Origin of the sequence: Methylobacterium nodulans ORS 2060 (genome assembly GCF_000022085.1) — a bacterium.
Classification (GTDB): Bacteria; Pseudomonadota; Alphaproteobacteria; order Rhizobiales; family Beijerinckiaceae; genus Methylobacterium; species Methylobacterium nodulans.
Genome location: NC_011894.1, coordinates 3,622,867 through 3,640,613 on the forward strand (window position 1 = coordinate 3,622,867; position 17,747 = coordinate 3,640,613).

General features: G+C 62.7%; 21 protein-coding genes. 10 read left to right on the forward strand and 11 right to left on the reverse strand.

Annotation, left to right across the window (positions count from 1 at the left end; all coding sequences use genetic code 11):
• Positions 1-140 precede the first annotated feature (140 nt).
• From MNOD_RS16545 to MNOD_RS16560, 4 genes are all read left to right on the forward strand, one after another.
• Positions 141-536: a Ros/MucR family transcriptional regulator gene (locus tag MNOD_RS16545; protein WP_015930075.1), complete on the forward strand. Its 396-nt coding sequence runs from the start codon at positions 141-143 to the stop codon at positions 534-536.
• Between the two features lie 204 nt (positions 537-740).
• Positions 741-1,265: a Ros/MucR family transcriptional regulator gene (locus MNOD_RS16550; protein ID WP_015930076.1), complete on the forward strand. Its 525-nt coding sequence runs from the start codon at positions 741-743 to the stop codon at positions 1,263-1,265.
• Between the two features lie 643 nt (positions 1,266-1,908).
• Positions 1,909-3,897 carry a hybrid sensor histidine kinase/response regulator gene (locus tag MNOD_RS16555; RefSeq protein WP_015930077.1) on the forward strand — a complete coding sequence of 663 codons (1,989 nt, stop codon included), beginning with the start codon at positions 1,909-1,911 and terminating at the stop codon, positions 3,895-3,897.
• Between the two features lie 420 nt (positions 3,898-4,317).
• A complete protein-coding gene (locus MNOD_RS16560) occupies positions 4,318-4,560 on the forward strand; it encodes a hypothetical protein (protein WP_015930078.1) in 243 nt (80 codons plus the stop codon).
• A 635-nt stretch (positions 4,561-5,195) separates the two neighbouring features.
• Here the strand turns inward: MNOD_RS16560 and MNOD_RS16565 are convergent.
• A complete protein-coding gene (locus MNOD_RS16565; RefSeq protein WP_015930080.1) occupies positions 5,196-5,780 on the reverse strand; it encodes a hypothetical protein in 585 nt (194 codons plus the stop codon).
• Between the two features lie 815 nt (positions 5,781-6,595).
• Between MNOD_RS16565 and MNOD_RS49135 the strand changes: the two genes are divergently transcribed.
• The 6 genes from MNOD_RS49135 (at position 6,596) to MNOD_RS46705 (ending at position 12,095) form a co-directional block, all read left to right on the forward strand.
• Complete coding sequence (locus MNOD_RS49135) at positions 6,596-7,135, forward strand: TAXI family TRAP transporter solute-binding subunit (protein ID WP_015930081.1); 540 nt, start codon at positions 6,596-6,598, stop codon at positions 7,133-7,135.
• A gap of 584 nt (positions 7,136-7,719) precedes the next feature.
• Entirely contained in the window at positions 7,720-7,986 is a 267-nt protein-coding gene (locus MNOD_RS16575) for a DUF308 domain-containing protein (RefSeq protein ID WP_015930082.1), read from the forward strand.
• A 92-nt stretch (positions 7,987-8,078) separates the two neighbouring features.
• Positions 8,079-9,326: a hypothetical protein gene (locus tag MNOD_RS16580; protein ID WP_015930083.1), complete on the forward strand. Its 1,248-nt coding sequence runs from the start codon at positions 8,079-8,081 to the stop codon at positions 9,324-9,326.
• 18 nt (positions 9,327-9,344) lie between these two features.
• Positions 9,345-10,544, forward strand: a complete 1,200-nt coding sequence (locus MNOD_RS16585; RefSeq protein WP_015930084.1) for a hypothetical protein — start codon at positions 9,345-9,347, stop codon at positions 10,542-10,544.
• 95 nt (positions 10,545-10,639) lie between these two features.
• Entirely contained in the window at positions 10,640-10,888 is a 249-nt protein-coding gene (locus MNOD_RS46700) for a hypothetical protein (protein ID WP_157091484.1), read from the forward strand.
• Between the two features lie 835 nt (positions 10,889-11,723).
• Positions 11,724-12,095 carry a hypothetical protein gene (locus tag MNOD_RS46705; protein WP_015930085.1) on the forward strand — a complete coding sequence of 124 codons (372 nt, stop codon included), beginning with the start codon at positions 11,724-11,726 and terminating at the stop codon, positions 12,093-12,095.
• Positions 12,096-12,882: 787 nt separating this feature from the next.
• On the opposite strand, the gene MNOD_RS16590 is transcribed toward MNOD_RS46705, so the two are convergent.
• The 10 genes from MNOD_RS16590 to MNOD_RS16635 are packed head-to-tail and all read right to left on the reverse strand — an operon-like array spanning position 12,883 to position 17,747.
• A complete protein-coding gene (locus MNOD_RS16590) occupies positions 12,883-13,293 on the reverse strand; it encodes a hypothetical protein (RefSeq protein WP_015930087.1) in 411 nt (136 codons plus the stop codon).
• Positions 13,268-13,828: a hypothetical protein gene (locus MNOD_RS48075; protein ID WP_015930088.1), complete on the reverse strand. Its 561-nt coding sequence runs from the start codon at positions 13,826-13,828 to the stop codon at positions 13,268-13,270. The genes MNOD_RS16590 and MNOD_RS48075 overlap by 26 nt, the downstream gene beginning before the upstream one ends.
• A gap of 27 nt (positions 13,829-13,855) precedes the next feature.
• The gene (locus MNOD_RS16600; protein ID WP_015930089.1) at positions 13,856-14,563 is read right to left on the reverse strand and encodes a hypothetical protein; all 708 of its coding nucleotides are present in this window, start codon (positions 14,561-14,563) and stop codon (positions 13,856-13,858) included.
• A gap of 59 nt (positions 14,564-14,622) precedes the next feature.
• The gene (locus MNOD_RS16605) at positions 14,623-14,925 is read right to left on the reverse strand and encodes a ubiquitination-like system serine protease family protein (RefSeq protein WP_015930090.1); all 303 of its coding nucleotides are present in this window, start codon (positions 14,923-14,925) and stop codon (positions 14,623-14,625) included.
• Positions 14,925-15,617: a lysozyme family protein gene (locus MNOD_RS49140; RefSeq protein ID WP_015930091.1), complete on the reverse strand. Its 693-nt coding sequence runs from the start codon at positions 15,615-15,617 to the stop codon at positions 14,925-14,927. The genes MNOD_RS16605 and MNOD_RS49140 overlap by 1 nt, the downstream gene beginning before the upstream one ends.
• Before the next feature lie 37 nt (positions 15,618-15,654).
• A complete protein-coding gene (locus tag MNOD_RS16615; protein ID WP_015930092.1) occupies positions 15,655-16,017 on the reverse strand; it encodes a hypothetical protein in 363 nt (120 codons plus the stop codon).
• Positions 16,014-16,430 carry a hypothetical protein gene (locus MNOD_RS16620; RefSeq protein ID WP_015930093.1) on the reverse strand — a complete coding sequence of 139 codons (417 nt, stop codon included), beginning with the start codon at positions 16,428-16,430 and terminating at the stop codon, positions 16,014-16,016. The genes MNOD_RS16615 and MNOD_RS16620 overlap by 4 nt, the downstream gene beginning before the upstream one ends.
• A gap of 1 nt (position 16,431) precedes the next feature.
• Positions 16,432-16,881 (reverse strand): hypothetical protein, encoded by a 450-nt coding sequence (locus MNOD_RS16625; protein ID WP_015930094.1) that lies wholly within the window; start codon positions 16,879-16,881, stop codon positions 16,432-16,434.
• 5 nt (positions 16,882-16,886) lie between these two features.
• The gene (locus MNOD_RS16630) at positions 16,887-17,324 is read right to left on the reverse strand and encodes a hypothetical protein (protein WP_015930095.1); all 438 of its coding nucleotides are present in this window, start codon (positions 17,322-17,324) and stop codon (positions 16,887-16,889) included.
• 3 nt (positions 17,325-17,327) lie between these two features.
• Positions 17,328-17,747 carry a hypothetical protein gene (locus MNOD_RS16635; RefSeq protein ID WP_015930096.1) on the reverse strand — a complete coding sequence of 140 codons (420 nt, stop codon included), beginning with the start codon at positions 17,745-17,747 and terminating at the stop codon, positions 17,328-17,330.

Below are 17,747 nucleotides of genomic sequence, written 5' to 3' on the forward strand. Positions count from 1 at the left end.
ACCCCTCCCCTGAGAGTATCTATCGTTGCCGGCGATGCAGTAATAGAATGCGATCCCTTGGAAACTATAACAATTGACAAAGCACCGTGACGCGCGCACGTAGCGCTGCCACCTCCCGTTACTTGCTCTACAGGGAAGCGATGACAGAAGAATCTCGGACCAACCACATTGATCTGGCCAGCGCCATCGTATCGGCCTACGTGTCGAACAATTCCATGCCCGCTTCAGAGCTGCCGGGCCTGATCCAGTCCATTCACACGGCGGTCAATCGGCTGGCCCAGCCAGCCGTACCGGACCCCGAGAAGCCCGTCCCGCCGGTGCCGGTCAAGAAGACGATCACGCCGGACGCCATTATCAGCCTGGAGGATGGCAAGCCCTACAAGTCGCTCAAGCGGCACCTGACGACCCGCGGCCTGACGCCCGAGCAGTATCGGCAGAAATGGGGCCTGCCGCCCGACTACCCGATGGTCGCCGCAAACTATGCGGTCCAGCGCTCCGAACTTGCCAAGTCTATAGGATTGGGCCGCAGAAAGTAGCAACCGACAATGGCAGGCGGCGGCAGTGTTGGCCGCAGCGGCTCAAGCGAGCCCATCGGAAACTACCTACGTAGTGATGGAATCGCCTCGATTGACAACCCCAATTCGGCAACCGCCCGCAGATTCGGCTGTGGGTTGTCTCTTTGCGACGTTGACGGCCGGAGCCGCCGCCGCAAGACCTAAGTCGTTTAGGAGATTTTATCCATGAATGACGAAGCAGGCGCTCCCACGTCGCAGTCTGAGGCAGGTACGATCGAATTGGTCGCCGACATTGTTGCGGCGTATGTCTCGAACAACGTCGTTCGTCCGGCCGACCTGCCGGACCTGATCGCGGCGGTGAGCCGGACGCTCGGCGAACTGGGCAAACCCTCCGCGCCTGCCGCGGAAGAGACGCCGAAGCCGACCGCCGCCCAGATCCGGAAGTCCGTCACGCCAGACCACATCGTCAGCTTCATCGACGGCAAGCCGTACAAGTCGATGAAGCGGCACTTGACCAAGAACGGCCTGACCCCTGCCGAGTACCGCCAGCAGTATGGCTTGCCGGCCAACTACCCGATGGTGGCGCCGAACTATGCAGCGCAGCGGTCGGAACTCGCCAAGAGCCTGGGCCTCGGCCAATTGCGCCGGAAGGCGGCCGAGAAGCGGGCGACGGACGAAGCCAGGGTGAATACGCCCGCCGAAACCAAGAAGGGACGCGGCCGGTCACGCAAGACTGACGCCTCGGAATAGGGCAGCAGGGAATCAACCTGCGCGAGCGCAGCCTGCTGCTAACGGCCTCCGGCGGCGCGCAGCGCCGGGCCGAGCTTTGCGCCCGCGGTTTGGCCGACGTGGCGATCACTCGCTGCAACCGCAGAAGCGGTCGCCTGCCAGGGCGCTGCCGCTTCAGCATTGTGGCCGCGATCACCGTCGCGGCGCGCACGGCCGGCAGCGCTTCCGACACGAAGCGCACCCTCGCGGTGAACGTGGAGCGCCTCGCTGTCCCACACAGGCTTCGCTTCAAGCTGGCGGAGGAGGGCGGCGCAAGGCCCAGCGGGCTCAAGGGGACTTCGCTCACGCCGCGCCCGGCAGCCCGCAGCGTCTCGGCCAGCAACTCGACCCGATTCAGGTCGCGCACAGCAGCGAACACGTGTGTGCCGTCTGTGCGCTGGCGACCGTGCGCCTTGAGGAGCCGTCTCGGCGTGCGGCACCTCGGCAGGTGGAATGCTGCCACGGTCGATGCCTCCACACGGTGCGTGCTTTTGCTGCAATGAGGTGGAGGAATTCGCCGACTAATAGCTGTGGCCGGAACCAGCCACTGGTTGGGGCGATTGGTCAGGCACGGCTTGGCCAGACCGCCCCCAGCCGTGGTCGGGTTGCGTGCAGAGGGGAGCGCATGGCATCCGAGAACCAGCCCACGCCCATCATCAGTGAGGAGCAGCGCTTCCGCCTCCTGATCCAGGCGGTCACCGATTACGCCATCTTCATGCTCGACCCCACCGGGATCGTGACCAGCTGGAACCCAGGGGCCGAGCGCTTCAAGGGCTACAAGGAAGCCGAGATCATCGGGCAGCACTTCTCCCGCTTCTACACCGAAGAGGACCGCCAAACGGACCTGCCGAGGCGGGCTCTCGAAACCGCAGCCCGCGACGGGCGCTTCGAGCAGGAAGGCTGGCGGGTGCGCAAGGACGGCAGCCGCATGTGGGCGCACGTCATCATCGACCCGATCCGCGATCCCTCAGGCACCCTCATCGGCTTTGCCAAGGTCACCCGCGACATCACGAAGCGACAGGCGGCCCAGCAGGCTCTGCGCGAGAGTGAGGAGCGCTTCCGGCTCCTCGTTCAGGGCGTGCGGGATTACGCCATCTTCATGCTCAGCCCGGAGGGGATCGTCAGGAATTGGAACTCCGGCGCGCAGCGCATCAAGGGCTACAGTGAAGCCGAGATCGTCGGGCAGCACTTCTCCCGCTTCTACACCGAGGAGGACCGCGCCGCGGGCGTGCCCGCCAGGGCCCTGGAAACGGCGGCTCGGGAGGGCAAGTTCGAAGCGGAAGGCTGGCGTGTTCGGCGGGATGGAACACGGTTCTGGGCCAGCGTGCTGATCGACGCCATCCGTGACGAGACCGGGCGGCTTGTCGGATTTGCCAAGGTCACCCGCGACATCACCGAGCGGCGGAATGCGCAGCAAGCATTGGAGAAGACGCAGGCTGCCTTGTTCCAGGCCCAGAAGATGGAGGCGCTGGGTGGGCTCAGTGCTGGCATCGCGCACGACTTCAACAACCTGCTCACCGTGGTGCTGGGCAATCTCGATCTTCTGCGGCGGGCACCCGAGGAGCGCCGGGCGCGGTTGATCGACAACGCGATGCAGGCGGTCGAGCAGGGCCGCAAGCTGACCCAGCAGTTGCTCGCCTTCGGGCGTTCGCAGACGCTCCGGCCCGAGGTCGTGGACGTGACCCGGCTCATTCTGGGCATGGACGACATGCTCAAGCAGTCGCTCCGGGGCGACATCGGCATCGTACTCGATCTTGCGGAGGATCTCTGGCCCATTGAGGCCGATCCCGCTCAGCTACAGATCGCGCTTATTAACCTGGCTGTGAACGCACGGGACGCCATGCCCAACGGAGGCCAGTTCCGGATCAAGACCGAGAATGTGACTACTCACGATGGAGAGGTTGCCCAGAGCGTCGCGATTTCGGTGAGCGACACCGGCCATGGCATGCCGCCTGACGTGCTCGCCCGGGCCTTCGAGCCGTTCTTCAGCACGAAGGAGGTAGGCAAGGGCACTGGGCTTGGTCTGCCGCAGGTCTATGGCTTTGCCCAGCAGTCGAATGGGTCGGTGCGCGTGACGAGCGAGGTTGGTCGTGGCACGACCTTCACGATCTCTCTGCCGCGAACGAATGCTCAGGCTCCCGGCGCGACGAGCCCCGAGAGTGGTCTCGGTCGTGCGGTGCGCTCGCTTCGCATCCTTCTGGTCGAGGACAATGACCAGGTGGCAGCTGTCGCAGCTTCGGTTCTGATGGAGCGAGGGCATTCGGTCGTGAGTGCCAGCAGCGCAGCAGAGGCGCTGCGCGTCCTGAACGCGGGTCAGCCATTTGACCTTGTGCTGTCGGATCTTGTCATGCCGGGAGGTTTAAGCGGGTTTGACTTGGCCAGACACGTCCAGAGCCGGTGGCCTGCTTTGCCGGTTCTGCTTGCGACCGGCTACAGCGATCAAGCCGCGAAGGCGGTGAAGGAAGGTTTTCCGCTCATCTCGAAGCCTTATGAGCCTGCGGCGCTGGTGCTGGCTGCTGAGCAAACAGCTTCGCCGATTGCTCATTGTGGGCGGAAGGGGAATGTCGTCCCGCTCGCGCGGTCAGCTCGTGATGTAGCGCGGCGACCTGGCTGAGAGCACGTGTTACAGGGCACGCGGACCGCGAGATCCGCGTGCTGATCGGAAGAGATTACTGCACCAGCATGAGCAGTGCTTTGCCTGCCAGACAGCTCGGCTGAGGATGCAGCGCACAACGAAAATCCTGATCCGTACCCATGGAACCAGGTTGCGAGCAGTCCTCTATCCCGATGCTACACCGGCCTGCCCATGTATCAACATCGCTCGGTCAGGTGTCGCCCGTGGATCTAGAGAGACAAACATCTGATCCACGGCATAGATTAGCTTGACATCAGCAGAAAGGCAAAGTCTGAACTCGTCATCTAGCTTTTTAAAGCTCCCAGAGTGCGACGGCGCCCGGCCAGGCTCTGAATCCTGCGCCGGGCGTGCTTATGCAGGGTTTTCAGAACCGTACCCCGAGGCAGTGCGCGATCCGGGATGCGCTCATGTTGTGCGGCCGGCGTGATGAAGAAGAAGCGCCTCGTGCCGGACACCCGTGATGTGGCGCCCCTTGCGAGTGGGGCCCTCAAGCGCGCCGAGGCGATCGCGACCCGCAAGCCGGGCGCGGCCGCGATCAGGATCCTGGTGGACAACGAGACCGGCGAGTTGGAGAGCGCCGTGATCCTCGGCCGCTTCTGCGCGGTGCCGGAGGACTTCGCCGAACAGCTACAGGGTGGATAGGAGCGGTGGGCGGCCGACGAGGCGCGCTGCGAGTTCGCGAAGCTGGGCCACCTCGAGGCCGAGGATAAGCAGCCGAAGCTCTACAATAAGCGTCGTCAGCACCTGATCGGGAGCTTCATATGCTCCCACCGCTCATGACGACAGGCTCTAACTCTATTTCGTCGACGTGCCCTTCTTTAGGAACCGGTCGTAGCTGCCCGCAAAGAGGATCCAGCGCGGGATGTTGGGTTCTTGAAGAGCCCGGCGAAACCTGCGGAAGAAGACTTCCTGTTCGGTGGCGGCGTAGCGGGGGCGGTATTGTCCTGGCCCTGGTTTCGGCCTCCTGGCTCGACGGAGTTGCTCGATTTTCGTGAACTTCATGGGTCAACGATAAACCTGCCGACCCCGCTCGTGTCTCCTGGCAGATTGCGTAGAAGTCGAGAGGCCCACCGCCGGGGATCTCTCAGCGACGGATCACAAGGCTCCGACGAAATGCATCTCGGCGGGGCATCCCGAAATCACCGACTCCGCGATCTGCGTCCACACGTAGCGGCACGGCGACGCGAGCTCTTCGGCGGGCCTGACACCCCGACCATTGGCGAGGTGTACAAGCTCAAGCACGTCACGGACGAGCAGCTCGATGCGGTCTTTCGGGACTACCGGCAGTTCCTGTCGAGCTTGAACCCGTGCGGACCGCTGAAGCCCGTGAAATGACAGCCGCCGAACGTGCCCTCGAAGCCGTAAGCGTCCCGCCCGGTCTTCCAGGTCGCGCCCCCGCCCCCATTCCACTTCGCAGCGCGATAGCCGACGGGGCGGTCCGGCCGGCGATAGTCGGACGGAGCCTCGACAACTTCCCTCGCCGGGGTACGGACCCTGCGCGGCGCGACCACCGGCTCGTTCGCGGCGGGATAACCCTCGGGCTGAGCCGCCCCAGCCGGGGCCGGGGCCGGCACGTAGCCCTGGTTCGGCGCATCGGCCCGGGGCAAGTCGATCACGCGCGGAGCGGGCCTGCTGGCCTGAGGCTGTTCGTCGGCATCGCTCTGAGTCGTGGAGGCTAAGGTTGTCACCTCAGCGTAGACCTTGGGCGGGGTGCGCGTTGCCGCCTGCGCAGGAGTAGGTTCGGCCCAAGCGGTGGGCTGAGGGGCCGGTGGGGTGGGCTGGCTCAGGCTGAGGTTCGCGTGCGCGACAGTGGCCAGCCCGATGGTGAAGACCGCAGCAGCGGCGAGCGAGCGCTTGATCATGGCCAACTCCGGTGAGGCAGCAGCCCGCGAAGGGCCCGCCAGGACCAGATCAGCATCGCAACCAGAGCTTAGGGACGGCGTGCTGGGGCACACCCGCCCATCACGCGCCATCTGCCGCCTCAAGCGCGACCGTCGCACGCAATCCTGCAGCAACGGGCGTCGTGCATGCCTCCCTGCATGAGACAGCGCCGCAAGCCCCGCCGCGCCTACGTCGAGCACGGTCGGGAGATCCAGCCGCCGACCGGCCGCCGGCGAGCCCTTTGACGGCTTGGCGCGGGCATCGCGATCCGACGGATCAAGCCCAATCTGCGACAATGAGCGAGCCGGCCCTGAGGGCCTCGGATCGCCTCAGGGCCGACCCGCAGTTCCACGCCGGTGGCATGTGAGCGCGGAACACCGTAAGCGTTGCTGTTTCATGTTGCTGATGTGTTTCTGGGTCAGGCGCATGAGGATTGCGCTCATCGCGACCGGCTGGCCCTTCGGCATAGGATCCCCCGGCCGGGACATGCTTCCTTACGCTCGTGGTTCTGCTCGGCCTGCTCCACACACCCGAGATCCACCCCCACAGCCTCGCCAGCGAGCCGGGCGTAGGACACGGGTGCCCGGCCCCCGCTGCCCTCCCCAGGCAAGCGCGCGGCCCGACATCGCCCGCATGCCCGACACCCCGCCATCGGCGAGCTGTACATTCTCACGCAGATCACCGACGAGGAGCTCGACGCGGCCATTGCTGACTACTTGAACGACCCAACGCCTGGCATACGGCTGATCGCGAAAGGGATTGCATTGGACCTCGCTGCGGCTGTCGCGAGGCACGAGTGGGCAAATCGGATCGCGACCGACCCAGCGATGGGCGAGGCGGCGCGGCGCAATGCGGTGCGAACCGCGATCCTGCTGGCGAGGCCGGCATAAACACCGCGACGAAGGGGACCCCGGGTATCCTCGGGCTCGACGAGGCGGAGACCATCGGCAAGCGCTTCCCCGGCTTCGAGTCGATCGACGTGCCCGCCGGGGCATTCCGGGCGCCGCCCGTCACGCCGAGCGACACCGTCACGATGCTGGCCGTCACTTACCGGTTCGCCGCGTCGGAGCTGATGCCCAATGTCGTGGCCGCGGCCATCGCCCGCTCGATCCTGACCACGAAGGCCAAGCTCGTGGCCATCACGCCGCTTGCCAACCAGATCGAGGCGCCCGATCCCGACGACAAGAGCCCAATCCTGCCCGTCCACCCGGGCGTCGCAGCCTACCTTAGCAACGGGGACCAGAGCTTCTTCGACCAGTTCCAGCAATATTTCTATGTCGGCGGCCTCGTGGTCAGTCTTGCCGGGTCGTTCTTCGCGGCCGCGTCGGCCCGCTAACCCGGCGTCGGTCGGAGGCGGATTGGCGGCCGATCAAGCGGCTGGTCGAGATTGCCGACGCGGCGCCGCGCGCCGACGGGGCAGGGCTCGCCGCGCTGGAGGGCGAGTTACACCGGCTCGTCTCGGCCGTGCTGGGCCGGTCGCCCGGGGGCGGTGACACCGACCGGATGTCGGCCTTCGGCCCTGGCGCATGCGCGGCACGCTCTTGACCAGCGACGTGCGACCCTCGGGCCGGAGACGGGATCCCGGCCTGCGCCAACGCTCTCGGTCGCTCATTGAAGGAGGACCGTCCGATCATCGTCGAACGTGCTCCGGCCGTGGCTGGGCCAAAGTAAGTTTTCGCCCTCAGCTGGCGTCCAATGAATGCTCAGCGTGGGCAGGACGGTCCGCCAGTGCACCCTGATTCCGTTTGGATACGTTCTCCTGGCGGCCATGGACCCGTATTTTCCCTCGCTGAGCCAAACCTCCTGCCAATTCATAATCAGCTGAGCGTGATTGTCCGGTTTGATCAAGCACGGGATCGCCGCTGACGTAGACTGCCTCCCCCGATCCCCTGAAGCGACTCGCACATGTTGGGGAGCCACATGAGCAGCACGGCGCGCGTGAGGGAGGCTGGCATCTCGCCCGGTCGAGGGTGGTGGTTTATTGCCCCCGGTGTCCTCCTGCTTGCCCTCGGCATCGCGGGCCTGTCCACGACGGTGGCGTTCACGATCGCCAGCACGCTCTGGTATGGCGTGCTCCTGCTGGCGGCCGGCATCGCCGAGATTGCTGAGGCAATGGCTAAACCCAAGAAGAGCAAGCTTGGGCGCTCCCGCACCGTCAGGGCTGTGCCCCTTCTCTGGTGGTGGTGAACGCTGGAGCGCGGCTCCATCGCAGCGCCCGACGATAGATTCAGGATCTGCGCCGCCTAACCCGCGCCGCTCACGCCATGAAAGGAAAGCCCATGGACGTCAATAACCCTTTTTACGGAGTGAAGATCGGCTCTACAGTGGATGCGCTGGGCAACTTCTATATTTCTGTTTTGAGTGACGAGCGGCACATCACCACGAAAGTCGCGCAGCAAAAGGCCGACATGACGATGCGAGGCGAGAGCGATCTCGTTTACACGACCGATATGCACCAAGCCTCAATCGGCATGGCCGGATCCTATGGTGTAGAAGGTGTTGAGAAACTCACATCGGCTGTTACCGCCTATTTTGGATATTCATCGGCAGGAATCAAGAAGCAACTGGGCGTCGTGTATGAGATTATTCACTACGGCGGATATGAGTTTATCAACTTCAACGAACTTACTCCCCTTGAGATGCTGGGGTCACTGTCGGCGGCGCCAAAAAATCTAGCCGGACAGGTATTGGACCGGTACAATGATTATATGGGGAAGCTTGATAAAATATTGGAGCATCCTTATGTGGAGGCCACTGAATGGTCCATACCTCAAGTTTTTGACTTGTTCCGAGATAAAAATTATCCCCCAACTGCTCCGAAGCATGTAAAACTTAAATCCTTGGCGAGGTTGGTTGCAGACGCTCAAAAATTGCACAGGGAATGGGCGGACGCAGCCTCGGACTTTCGGAAGAATTTTGGCGAAGGCATGGTGGTCGGCGTGCTATGGGGCGGAATTGGCCAAGCCAACATGACTGTGGTCGACGAAGCTGAGGCCAGCGCCTGGAAATATGGCGGAGCCTCCAAGTTTTCCTATGCCAACACTTTATCGAGCGTCACTGTTGAAGCCACCTATGACGCCAGCGGCTCGCAGGACGTGAGAAAGGTCAAGGTTAAGTGCGAGGGCGGTTACATCGGCGCTTGTGTCGCCGAGCAGGTAACAAGTTGGGTGGGCAAGTTGAATGACAAGGCCTTCGAGGACGTCGCAAAATTCGCCCCGCTCGGCGCTCCACCCGTCAAGATCACGAAGAGCCTTCCAAAAGCGCCCGACTTTGTGAAGCCACCGAAGGTAGAAAAGGACACAAAGCAGCTAACGAAGGACAAGGCCGAGATGGCCGCCAAGCTCGCAACGTATGACAAGATGAAGGCGCTTTTTGAGAAGTCGCATCCTGGTCAGAATTTCGAGAAGAGCATCAATGATTTCCTTAAGCGGGCAACGACCTCAAAGCCGGACACCGGCCCGATAACGAAGTTCAAGCAGGATGTCGCCTCAAATCGTCTGTCTACACGGAGCCTGCTGCGTACGTAATCCGGAGAGGAGGGGACGATGGGCCAGTCAACCACGACGAATCCGCCGACCGGAACGGGCGGTTCCGGAGCTCATGAAAGCAGCGGCAATGACGGAAACGAGGACTTCGTGCCGATCGGCGTCTGGGTGTGCAACTGGGCCGACATATTTCCCTGGCTCGCCACGGGATATCGTCACTCCATCGACGATACGACCGAGGCCGAGATAATGGTCAAGTTTCGGATGATGGGACAGGATTTCCTTACCCTAAATAGGCTATACCGTTACGCCGCAAGCATTAAAATGGTGATCCCGCAGGAACCTGCATTCCAAGACGACGGCGGGAAAGTATGCCTCCAGATCGCCGACAGTTTTGCCTCCGCTTACGCAAGTTTGTCAGGCGCAAAGCCTACAGGGCCCGCCGAATATAAGAGCGCTGCAGTCACCGCCCACGACGAATGTCTTGGGAACGATGCGAAGAAGATTTACGAGATCTGGGATCAGACTCCTTGTCTGCGCAGCGCCGAGCTGGGCTTGGGCTATATAAAGGGCGGTCGATCGTTGCAGACTCATCAGCAGTTTAATCTCGGCGGCAGTGGTTCCGCTGTGCAATGGATTCCGGTCTCCGAAATCACTTACTACGACGATGCTCAATGCACATTCGACGGCTCGAACTTCTCGGCATTTGCGCAATTCTACAAGGTGCTTCCCCTTATTCTCCCGCAATCCGGCAAAATCATTGCGTTCGGTGAGGGCGGTTTCATCGGTGGCGGCAGCCTGGTTTATTGGGACCGCTTCCTAACAATAAAATGCGACGGACCCGACTTAGCTGGAAGAAATACCTTCTGTATGAGGAGCGGACACAGAGAGTTCGGAACCGACACACACCGGGGGATAATTTCCCTCGCGGTTGCCACAGACACGTGGCCCATCAACTTTGTCGAGAAGGGCAATTACCTCGAGAGCACGGTCTATAACATCAGGTTATATCCAATTCCGCTGGCGGCGGCCAAAAACATCGATTGGAAGGGTCAATCTTTTAGCACCAACGTTAAGGCGGACGAAAATCTGACTAACAAGCTGGAGAAGCTAGTCCAAGAACTGCAACGGTCAAGTGTCACATGGTCATGGAGCAGCGACCAGCTGTCGTCTGACTGGAATGGGGAGGCTCCGTATCTCCCCACAGCGCTGCGCAAAGAGTATTTTGGGCTCGCGAAGAAGCCTCCGTTGACACCGTGACAGTAACTCCGGGTTCAATTCTTATTCGAGCCCGTGCGAGCGCCGCCGCTAAGCCGATAAATCGTGGCAATCCAGGACCATAAGGAAGAGCGCCAATGCCGGTTCTTGATACGAAAACAGAACTTGCGATCCCCAACGGCGTAACGGGCGCCAGGCTCTCGCTCACTGGTTCAGGGAATAAAGCGAGAGTGAATGTCAGGGATGATGGTTCAAAAGAGGTAATTAAGCACGCCGTGCTTGAAGGAGCTGCAAAGAAAACTCTAAAATGGTCCGCTCCGCCAGCGGGTATAGACTATGAATTGTATAACACAGGGCCCGCCGACATCAATGTGACTTGGTTATGAAAGCAGAGCAGAATTGAGCGCCCGTTTGGGCAAATTCGAACCGGACGGCGCGTCAATTAGCCAATTCAGCCACAAAAGACAGCTCCTGCCTTTTCAGCTTCGATGAGATCGACCGAGGTAAGACCACGCAGATGACTATCCGAGCTATGAGAAGAGACGCGTCACGCCGGCCGGGCTTGAGGCCGGGCACGATGACAAACTGATTCGACGAGACCTAGTACAAGCCGATCCGGCCTTAGCGGGGAACGCTGGGAGGCGCAAAGCGAGGAGGAAGCCATGCAAAGGATCTTTTGTCCGACCGCGGTAAGGCGGATCGGCAATAAGTCCGCCGCTCCGAAGACGCCTTCCTGTCTCGCTTGCCGGATTGTGATCGTAGCTGGGATTGCCGTCGCAGGCGCATCACTCAATGCGAATGCAGCTCACGCACGCGCACGTCCTTGTAGTCCTTTCATCAACGAGCAGGAATGCTGCTCTAGGCAAGAGTGCTCAGGCCACGTTCTAAGCCATAGAGCCAGCGCCAAAGAATGCAAGAAGACATACCACGGCAAGAGCTGGCATCCTGCATCTGAGGGGCAGGCTCCAGCAGAATGCACAAACCTCTAAGGCCCGGGTACGCTTTTGTAGAGTGCTGGACAAGCGGGAATAAAGGTAAAAAAACAATCGCGCGCCCTGGCGCGGTTCGATGAAGCCGCCAATCGCGCGGGTGACGTATATTTCGGATCATTCTAGAACTGCGCACAACAATGCACGTACCAGCAGCCCCATCGGCGACATACAGAGGTTGGCCAACCAGCAGCTGGTGCGGCTTGCCCTTGAGGAATGACCGGAGGACGTGATGTCGCTTTCTATTGAAATGACGCTTCGCGGTGTGTTGGCAGCAGGAAAGTGGAGGAACGAAGCCAGCTTGAAAACTATGTCGGACGAGGACTGTCGCAATACTCTAATTGTAGAATTGGCTGGACATACTAAACGAGCCCCAGAAGACAATCCTCAGCGGTTTAATAACGATGAATTAATTGGCAAAGGCGCTATCGTGGTTTTTTTGGCGCAGGCCATGCGTTATAATAGAGATAAACTCAAAACAATGAGCGACGATGAGCAACGCAACGCTATAATTGCGCATAACAATACACGCACCGGCATCCCCATGGACGACTTAAAGGGGTTGACCAACCAGCAGCTGGTGCGGCTTGCGCTTGTGGAATAACGGGAAGACGTGACGTCGCTTTCCATCGAAAGATCGCTCGGGAGTGCGAGCCACATTACGAAAATGGGAGGAAAATCATGTGGTCATTAAAAAAGTTGTCTCAAATTTTCCTTGCCAGCTTGCTGATCTCTGTGTCAATGAGCCATCCTGTACTGGCAAAAAATAAGATATATACGGGAATGTGCGTCTGCAAAAAAAAGGGAAACGTCAAGGCTACCTACAGTGCGACAACCGAATGCACAAAAGCAAAAGACCATCCGGGGTGCGACGCTGCGAAGCAGGCATGTTTGGGGGACCAGGAGAACATAAACGCATGCAACAATTTGGGCGGCACTCTGATTCAAAGTACTAAAACATGTAAATCAGTAGAATGCTAGGCTTGCTAACGATTTTTCTGTAATCAATGGTTGCAAGGCCGCCCCTCCTTCGAGAGGTGGCCCAAGCCAAAAAGCAAACAGCTATCCCGCCTGTCCGCTCGATCGCCGCTTCTATTTGAGGCAGATCTTCCTTGCGCGAAAGCCTGCGATCGGCATTCTTGATAAGGGTGAGGCTCACAGGTGCGGACACCACATGCTCGACTAGTGCATGAGCGTTGGCGTTCTTCATCTTGCCTAGTTTGAAAATATGAATGGGTCTACTCTGCTCGTTCTCTTGAAAGGAGCTAATGACCGCTTATGACGCGAACCCGCTGCGGGCACAGCGTTCGCAGAGGAGCGTGATCGGACCACTTGACGCGTTCCGCCAAAAGAGTTGCCTGCCGCGGCGGGTGCCGGGCGGGCTTGGCCGGTCAGCGGGGATGCTGGTCGCGGCGGGAGCCGCGAGGCTGGCCCTGGTGAGGCCCGCGGCCGCCTTCCTCCAAATCTTCGAGGCGGTCGGTGAGGCGCTCCAAGACACTGATCAGCTGGTCATTGTGCCGGGCCGTGTCCGACGCGGTGTCCTCGCGGATGGCCAGGGCCAGCTCCTTCACCGCGTCCGTCAGGTCGGCGATCGCGATCGAGTCGAGGACCGCGGGGCCGGACGCGGATGCGACGTCCCGCGCGGTTTCGGCCTGGAGCGCTTCGGCCTTCTTCGCCTCCAGCCGGTAATCGAGCAGCGTCTTGATGAAGCCGTTCAGCGGGACGAGGGCGCCCGCCAGCGCGGCCGTGATGCCGACGACGATCGCCGGCCAGCTGTCAAAGGATACGCCCAAGTCGGCCACCAGCTCGCCTCCTCTTGCGCAGGCCGAAGGTGTCTTCGGCCGCCATGTCGGAGGCGGCCCGCCCCGACGAATGAAGCTCGGCCAGGGCGAGGACACCGTAGACCGCGATGCCGGTGGAGAGCGGCGGGTAGGCTGCCGCGAAGCCGGCCGCGGTTGCGAGCCAGAACGCAAAGCCTGACATGCACCCGATGGTGCGGATCAGGGAGGTCTCGCGACCGCGCCGGCCGTTGATCCAGAGGGCGAGGATGCGCGCCCCGCCCACCGCAACGGAGATCGTCCCGGCCGTGCGCTCGGTCACGCAGGACGCGATCACGCGCCATTCCGGGCCGACGAAGGTGGGCTCGGGCAGGAGCAGCACCCCCCCGAGCGTCACCATGATGAGGGAGAGCCACACCTCGGCCCAGCGGGTTTGCCCGTAGCGGACGGCTCTGCGGATGCGCTCGTTGATGACCGGATCGGGGTCGTACTGGATCATGGCTCGGTGGTGCCAAGGCGCGAGGTAAGCCAGCCAGCAGTGCCGTGGGGGGATCCGCATGGCCGCCTCCTGTCTGGCTATGTGCGCTTACTTCCTGGCCGCCGCCGGCAGCCCGTTCAGGACAGGCGTCAGGACGGTGTTGGCGTTCGCGGTCTCCTCCAGGTGCAGGGCCCGGAAGATCGTCCTGGCGACACCCTCCGGGCCGCCCGCGGCGCGCACCACCGCCGCCGGAGCAGCGTTGAGCGCACGGTTGACCGCGGTGGCGAGCACCTTCGAGCCGATCTCGACATTGAGCGCCGTGCCCCTGGCTGCGCCCTCGACGGTGTTGAGGGCATACTCCAGGCAGGCCTCGACCATCTGCTGGATCCGCTTCTGGGTGATGAACAGCTGCAACCACGGGGCGATGCGGGCGATCGCAGCGGTGATCACGGTCACCAGGATCGGCACGAGGACTGAGGTGATGGTCTGGGCGATGGCGACGATCCAGTCGCCCCAGGGCACCACCACCGCGGTGTTGGCGACCGCCGTCACCTCGGCGGAGAGGGCTGGCCCGAGGAGTGTGAGAAGGCCTGCCAGGGCGACACCGGCCAGGGGCAGGCGGCGCAGGAGTGCGACAGCGGCCGGCAGGGCGAGCGAGACGCCACCGAGGAGCATGAGGCCGAACGCGAGGCCTCCAGCCCCAGAGCCGCCCTTCAGTGGACAGTCGGCGCAGAGCTCGGGCGGCGTCGCGCCGGCCAGAGCGGGAGCGGCGAGCGCGCACAGCGCCAGCGCCGCGAGCGAGAGCTTGCGGATCATGGGATAGTCCTTGGATGTTGCTGGGGTGGTGCCCTGTCTAAACCCGTAGGGCGAGGGTCTCAGGCTGCGTCGAAGTCAGGCAGCGGAACGGTTTGCCCGGCGAGGTGATGGGTGCTGTCGCCGAGAAATTGGATCTGGCCGTCCCTCACGAAGGAGTGGCAGACGGGGGAGCCCGGGTTGAAGTACGGGCCGGGCGGGTTGACGAAGACCGAGGGGGTGAAGGTCGGACGGTCGTAGTTGCCGTTGAACTGCCAGCGCGGACCTTCCCCCTCACCGATGCGGATGCTGTGGGCGCCCGCGCACCCCGGGCACCAGAACAGAAGCCGGCCGCCCTCCACGGTGCGGAGGATGCCGCGTTTCATCAGGCGGCCCCGAAGACGCGATCGATCCAGCCGCCGAGCCGCGCCACGAAGCCCGTCGTCGCCAGTACGGCCGGGGGCACCGGGGTCGCGGGGGTCGCCGGGACCACCACAACAGGCTCCGCGACCCGCACCACGACCAGCGCGGGCGCCGGCGCCGCGTTGCCGAGGCTCTTCGCCTTGGCGATCGCCTTCTCGACCTCGGCGGCCGTGGCGAGCACCTTGTTGATGCCATCGCCCAGGTAGTAGGTCTGCCCGCGCCTCACCGCCTTGTGGGCGCCCTTGATGTCCGAGAGCACCGGGAAGGAAGCCCACTCCATGGCAAGTTGGTTGCCGAAGGCGGTCGCCGAGACGGTGCCGGCCATGAACTGGTCGTACTTTCGGCGCCGCAGCAGGTGGTAGCCGAGCCGGTCCTGAAGGTCCGGATCGAAAACCTGAGTGCTGCGCAGCCCGAGCTCCTTGATCAGCCCCTGCAGGGTTGCGGTCATGAACTGGTAGCGCCCGCACGCGCTCGACCCGAAGGTCTTGGTGCGCCAGGGGCCCTGCGCGACCACCTCGGCCACCGTCATGGTGGTGAGGGGATTCGGCATCATCGACATCTTGTTGTCGAACACGGTGTTGTAGCCCCGCGGCGCCTCCTTGCTCGCGATGAAGTCGAGCAGAAACGCCGCGCCGGCGGGCACGGTCTTGTCCATCAGCAGTCTCCTGGGGGTTGTGCCGGCGGCGCCGGGCTTAGGCGAGCGGAATGCCGCGCCTCTTCAGCGCCGCCAGGACGCCCTGATGGTCGGTGGCGGCGTAGACCTCCTGCGAGCACGCGACACGCGCCAGCTCGATCTGCTCGGCCTGGGTGGCCGCGGCGTCGACCTGCTGGGCCAGCTGCGCAACCGTGAGGCCGCGGATCCGGGCCTCCTCCTCCAGCATGGTCGAGCGCACGCCCGAGGAGAGGAAGGCGCGGGCCTGGGCCGCCTTGTTGGTGTCCATGGCGCGCTGCACGGCCGAGCGCTCTTTCTGGCCGATCTCGGCGTAGAAGCGCATCAGGGCGGCGTAGGCCAGATCCTGGAACTGGTCCAGGCTCGGTCCGATGATGAGGCTCATTGGGCAGACGGCTCCGTGACGGTGAGGGTGAAGACGCGCCGCCGATACGGGAACGGCTCGATCGAGAGGCGATAGCTGCCCGGGACCACAAAGCCGATCGCGAGATCGCCGCCCGGGTGCGGGGTCTGGCCGGGCCCGAGCGGGCCCTCCTCGACCACGATGCTGCAGGCCGGCACGCCGGGCAGCGTCGCCTGCTCGAACGGCTTGAGGGTGGTCGTGTCGAACTCGCCCGGCAGCTCGGGGCGCCGCTTCAGGGCCGGTGTACCGCTGCTCAGGTCCACGTAGGTGTCGGTCATGTCCTGGCCGACCTCCACGAAGTTCGTGCCGGCCTCGCGCAGCAGGTCGGCGTAGCCGGGTTGGCTCTGGCCCACCATCTGGGTGATGCGGCCCGCGTCGTTGTAGATGAAGAACACCTCAGTCTCCTCTGCCCAGCACCCAGAACTTGAGGGTGCCGGCCGTGATCATCCCTGTGCCGGAGGTGCCGCCGCCCTGGACAGACCAGTCGATGGCAAAGCGCCCGTCGCCGAGCGGGGTCAGGGTGTATTGGCAGACCCAGTAGGCCTGGGCGACGCCTTGCGTGTTGGTGATGACGAGCGCCCCCATCGGGATGATGGTCCCGTCGTTGTTGATGTAGGTCCCGCAGATCCACGGGAATGTATAGTATTTGCGCGCGGTCTCGACCCTGGGACGCCACTGCTGCGTCATATCTGCAGGCGAGCCTAAGATGAACTCCTCGGCCACGGCTGGCGGATACTGGGCCGAGAAGATCAGGGCCGGGTCGAGCGGATCGCCCGGCGCGCCGCCGGCGTGGTTCCAGATCTTCAGCGGATCGCCATTGACGTTGAACTGAGCGTTGAAGGCCATGGGTCTCACGAGAAGGTCTGGCGGCGATAGACGAGGTACATGATCTTGTCCGGCAGTTCGGTGTAGATGCCACCGACGCTGAAACACGAGATCACGAACTGGTTCGTGGAGATCTGGAGCTTCATGGTGTGACGCGGGACCGTCGCGTTGAAGGCGTTTCCGCTCGGCTGGAGAGCCATCGGCGGCCACTGGACCGTGCCGTTCGGGCGCACCGCGATCGGGATCACGTCCGGAGTGACGCTGTAGGGCCCAATGCCGACCGTGGCCTGCTTCGCCCCTGACGAGGTTGGATGAGCCCCGAGGGTGACGATGCCGTGCTCCAGGATCTGACCCGTCCTGACCCCGAGGTCCATCAGGATGCCATCCCAGGACGGGTTGAACACATCGAAGCCAGGGCGCATCACCCGGAAGGCCCCGGGCCCGATATGAGTTCGCCAGGGCATGATCTATCCCTTGATCGGCAAGGTGAGGATCACATACCGGAAATAACCCGGCACGGCGTTGGGGTCCAAGTCCGGCCGCAGCTTCGCGATCTTGAATTGGGCTCGGTTCAGGTACTGGAACTGGAACCGCGGGAAGCCGTAGTTGCCTCCATAAATGTTCTCCTCTTGGGAGAGCTGCCCAGCGGAGGGGTCGTAGCGGTCGAAGTAGTACCACGGATAGTAGCCGATGTCGGGGATATTGACGACCTGATCGAGATTGCTCGTCCCCGCCTGGAGGATGTTCGCCATCCGGCCCGCAGCGGAGGAGAACATCCACTGCGAGTTGTTGGTCGGGTCGCAGCCGAACAGGTCATAGCCGGGTTTCGAGACGAACAGCCCCTGGTGTCCCGAGGGGTGCTGTCCGATGAGTACGCGCCACGTCAC